The following is a 3756-nucleotide window of genomic DNA, read 5'->3' on the forward strand; positions in this document are numbered from 1 at the left end:
GAGAGAATAAAAACTATAATAATAAAGACATAAATCATGAGGAAACATATAAAAATTATGATTTGATTAACGCACAAAATATAAAGTATAAAGATAAAATTGATGAAACGATTGATGAGAATTATTCAGGGAAACGTAAAATTCGGTCAGATGCAATTCGACATGTGGACGGACTGGTTACAAGTGATAAAGATTTCTTTGATGATTTAAGCGGAGAAGAAATAGAACGATTTTTTAAAGATAGCTTGGAGTTTCTAGAAAATGAATACGGTAAGGAAAATATGCTGTATGCGACTGTCCATCTGGATGAAAGAGTCCCACATATGCACTTTGGTTTTGTCCCTTTAACAGAGGACGGGAGATTGTCTGCAAAAGAACAGTTAGGCAACAAGAAAGACTTTACTCAATTACAAGATAGATTTAATGAGTATGTGAATGAGAAAGGTTATGAACTTGAAAGAGGCACGTCCAAAGAGGTTACAGAACGAGAACATAAAGCGATGGATCAGTACAAGAAAGATACTGTATTTCATAAACAGGAACTGCAAGAAGTTAAGGATGAGTTACAGAAGGCAAATAAGCAGTTACAGAGTGGAATAGAGCATATGAGGTCTACGAAACCCTTTGATTATGAAAATGAGCGTACAGGTTTGTTCTCTGGACGTGAAGAGACTGGTAGAAAGATATTAACTGCTGATGAATTTGAACGCCTGCAAGAAACAATCTCTTCTGCAGAACGGATTGTTGATGATTACGAAAATATTAAGAGCACAGACTATTACACAGAAAATCAAGAATTAAAAAAACGTAGAGAGAGTTTGAAAGAAGTAGTGAATACATGGAAAGAGGGGTATCACGAAAAAAGTAAAGAGGTTAATAAATTAAAGCGAGAGAATGATAGTTTGAATGAGCAGTTGAATGTATCAGAGAAATTTCAAGATAGTACAGTGACTTTATATCGTGCTGCGAGGGCGAATTTCCCTGGGTTTGAGAAAGGGTTTAATAGGCTTAAAGAGAAATTCTTTAATGATTCCAAATTCGAGCGTGTGGGACAGTTTATGGATGTTGTACAGGATAATGTCCAGAAGGTCGATAGAAAGCGTGAGAAACAGCGTACAGACGATTTAGAGATGTAGAGGTACTTTTATGCCGAGAAAACTTTTTGCGTGTGACAGTCCTTAAAATATACTTAGAGCGTAAGCGAAAGTAGTAGCGACAGCTATTAACTTTCGGTTGCAAAGCTCTAGGATTTTTAATGGACGCAGCGCATCACACGCAAAAAGGAAATTGGAATAAATGCGAAATTTGAGATGTTAATTAAAGACCTTTTTGAGGTCTTTTTTTCTTAGATTTTTGGGGTTATTTAGGGGAGAAAACATAGGGGGGTACTACGACCTCCCCCCTAGGTGTCCATTGTCCATTGTCCAAACAAATAAATAAATATTGGGTTTTTAATGTTAAAAGGTTGTTTTTTATGTTAAAGTGAAAAAAACAGATGTTGGGAGGTACAGTGATGGTTGTAGATAGAAAAGAAGAGAAAAAAGTTGCTGTTACTTTAAGACTTACAACAGAAGAAAATGAGATATTAAATAGAATCAAAGAAAAATATAATATTAGCAAATCAGATGCAACCGGTATTCTAATAAAAAAATATGCAAAGGAGGAATACGGTGCATTTTAAACAAAAAAAGATAGACAGCACTGGCATGCTGCCTATCTATGACTAAATTTTGTTAAGTGTATTAGCACCGTTATTATATCATGAGCGAAAATGTAATAAAAGAAACTGAAAACAAGAAAAATTCAAGAGGACGTAATTGGACATTTGTTTTATATCCAGAATCAGCAAAAGCCGAGTGGTTAGAGTATTTAAAAGAGTTACACATTCAATTTGTAGTGTCTCCATTACATGATAGGGATACTGATACAGAAGGTAGGATGAAAAAAGAGCATTATCATATTCTAGTGATGTATGAGGGTAATAAATCTTATGAACAGATAAAAATAATTACAGAAGAATTGAATGCGACTATTCCGCAGATTGCAGGAAGTGTGAAAGGTCTTGTGAGATATATGCTTCACATGGACGATCCTAATAAATTTAAATATCAAAAAGAAGATATGATAGTTTATGGCGGTGTAGATGTTGATGAATTATTAAAGAAAACAACAACAGATAGATATAAATTAATTAAAGAAATGATTGAGTTTATTGATGAACAAGGAATCGTAGAATTTAAGAGTTTAATGGATTATGCAATGAAGTTTAAATTTGATGATTGGTTCCCGCTTTTATGTGATAACTCGGCGTATGTTATTCAAGAATATATAAAATCAAATCGGTATAAATCTGACCGATAGATTTTGAATTTAAGAGTGTCACAAGACACTCTTTTTTCGCACCAGCGAAAACTGGTTTAAGCCGACTGCGCAAAAGACATAATCGATTCACAAAAAATAGGCACACGAAAAACAAGTTAAGGGATGCAGTTTATGCATCCCTTAACTTACTTATTAAATAATTTATAGCTATTGAAAAGAGATAAGAATTGTTCAAAGCTAATATTGTTTAAATCGTCAATTCCTGCATGTTTTAAGGAATTGTTAAATTGATTTTTTGTAAATATTTTCTTGTATTCTTTGTTAACCCATTTCATAACGAAATAATTATACTTTTGTTTATCTTTGTGTGATATTCTTGATTTTTTTCTACTTAATCTGATAAGTGAGCTATTCACTTTAGGTTTAGGATGAAAATATTCTCTTGGAACCATACTTAATATAGAAATATCAACTTCTGCCATTAAAAGTAATGCCAATGAGCGTTTTGTATTTAATAATCTTTTAGCAAACCCGTATTCCACGATTAAATAAATCTCATTAGCTATACTATCAAAAACAATTTTGCGTATTATATCCGTACTTATGTTATAAGGTATATTACCATATATTTTATAGGATTGGTTTTTAGGAAATTTAAACTGCAATATATCCTTGTTTAAAACTTGGAAATTATCGTGATCAACAAGTTTATTTTCTGTAGTTTTGCATAATTTATGGTCTATTTCAATGGCAGTTACGAAATTACACCTCTTTACTAATTCAAGGGTAAAATGGCCTTTTCCTGAGCCGATTTCAAAGATATTATCATGTTCATTTAATCTTATATTTGTCATTATTTTATCTATATTATGTTTTGAAGTAATAAAGTTTTGACTGTGTTTTATATTTTTCTCGTTCATTATACCCCTCTTTAATTTGGTTATATGAATTTTGCTTATTAACGATTCATTATAACCACTTATTTTTTGTTTGGTTGATAATGAACTGTGCTGATTACAAAAATACTAAAAATGCCCATATTTTTTCCTCCTTATAAAATTAGTATAATTATAGCACGAGCTCTGATAAATATGAACATGATGAGTGATCGTTAAATTTATACTGCAATCGGATGCGATTATTGAATAAAAGATATGAGAGATTTATCTAATTTCTTTTTTCTTGTAAAAAAAGAAAGTTCTTAAAGGTTTTATAGTTTTGGTCGTAGAGCACACGGTTTAACGACTTAATTACGAAGTAAATAAGTCTAGTGTGTTAGACTTTATGAAATCTATATACGTTTATATATATTTATTATCCGGAGGTGTAGCATGTCTCATTCAATTTTGAGGGTTGCCAGAGTTAAAGGATCAAGTAATACAAACGGGATACAAAGACATAATCAAAGAGAGAATAAAAACTATAATAATAAAG

At 31.6% G+C, this 3756-nt stretch carries 6 protein-coding genes; 4 read left to right on the plus strand and 2 right to left on the minus strand.

The genetic code is table 11. From position 1 onward, the window contains the following. The 3 genes from mobV to F457_RS0111495 all read left to right on the plus strand — a co-directional run. The coding region (mobV, locus tag F457_RS13115) for a MobV family relaxase (RefSeq protein ID WP_018981285.1) at positions 1–1136 on the plus strand (1136 nt) is incomplete at its 5' end. Between the two features lie 374 nt (positions 1137–1510). Then, a complete protein-coding gene (locus F457_RS0111490) occupies positions 1511–1681 on the plus strand; it encodes a ribbon-helix-helix domain-containing protein (RefSeq protein WP_425427034.1) in 171 nt (56 codons plus the stop codon). Between the two features lie 80 nt (positions 1682–1761). Next, positions 1762–2361, plus strand: a complete 600-nt coding sequence (locus F457_RS0111495; protein WP_012816703.1) for a replication protein — start codon at positions 1762–1764, stop codon at positions 2359–2361. Positions 2362–2507: 146 nt separating this feature from the next. On the opposite strand, the gene erm(C) is transcribed toward F457_RS0111495, so the two are convergent. Together erm(C) and ermCL are read right to left on the minus strand one after the other, a co-directional pair. Continuing rightward, positions 2508–3242 (minus strand): 23S rRNA (adenine(2058)-N(6))-methyltransferase Erm(C), encoded by a 735-nt coding sequence (gene erm(C), locus F457_RS0111500; RefSeq protein ID WP_007410443.1) that lies wholly within the window; start codon positions 3240–3242, stop codon positions 2508–2510. 59 nt (positions 3243–3301) lie between these two features. Next, positions 3302–3361 carry a 23S rRNA methylase leader peptide ErmCL gene (gene ermCL, locus F457_RS13875; RefSeq protein ID WP_002497446.1) on the minus strand — a complete coding sequence of 20 codons (60 nt, stop codon included), beginning with the start codon at positions 3359–3361 and terminating at the stop codon, positions 3302–3304. Between the two features lie 292 nt (positions 3362–3653). On the opposite strand from ermCL, the gene F457_RS14420 reads away from it, so the two are divergent. Next, positions 3654–3756 (plus strand): plasmid recombination protein (locus F457_RS14420; RefSeq protein WP_211209055.1); only part of this gene is annotated, 103 nt, incomplete at its 3' end.

The sequence above is a fragment of the Saccharibacter floricola DSM 15669 genome (assembly GCF_000378165.1).
Lineage (GTDB): Bacteria > Pseudomonadota > Alphaproteobacteria > Acetobacterales > Acetobacteraceae > Saccharibacter > Saccharibacter floricola.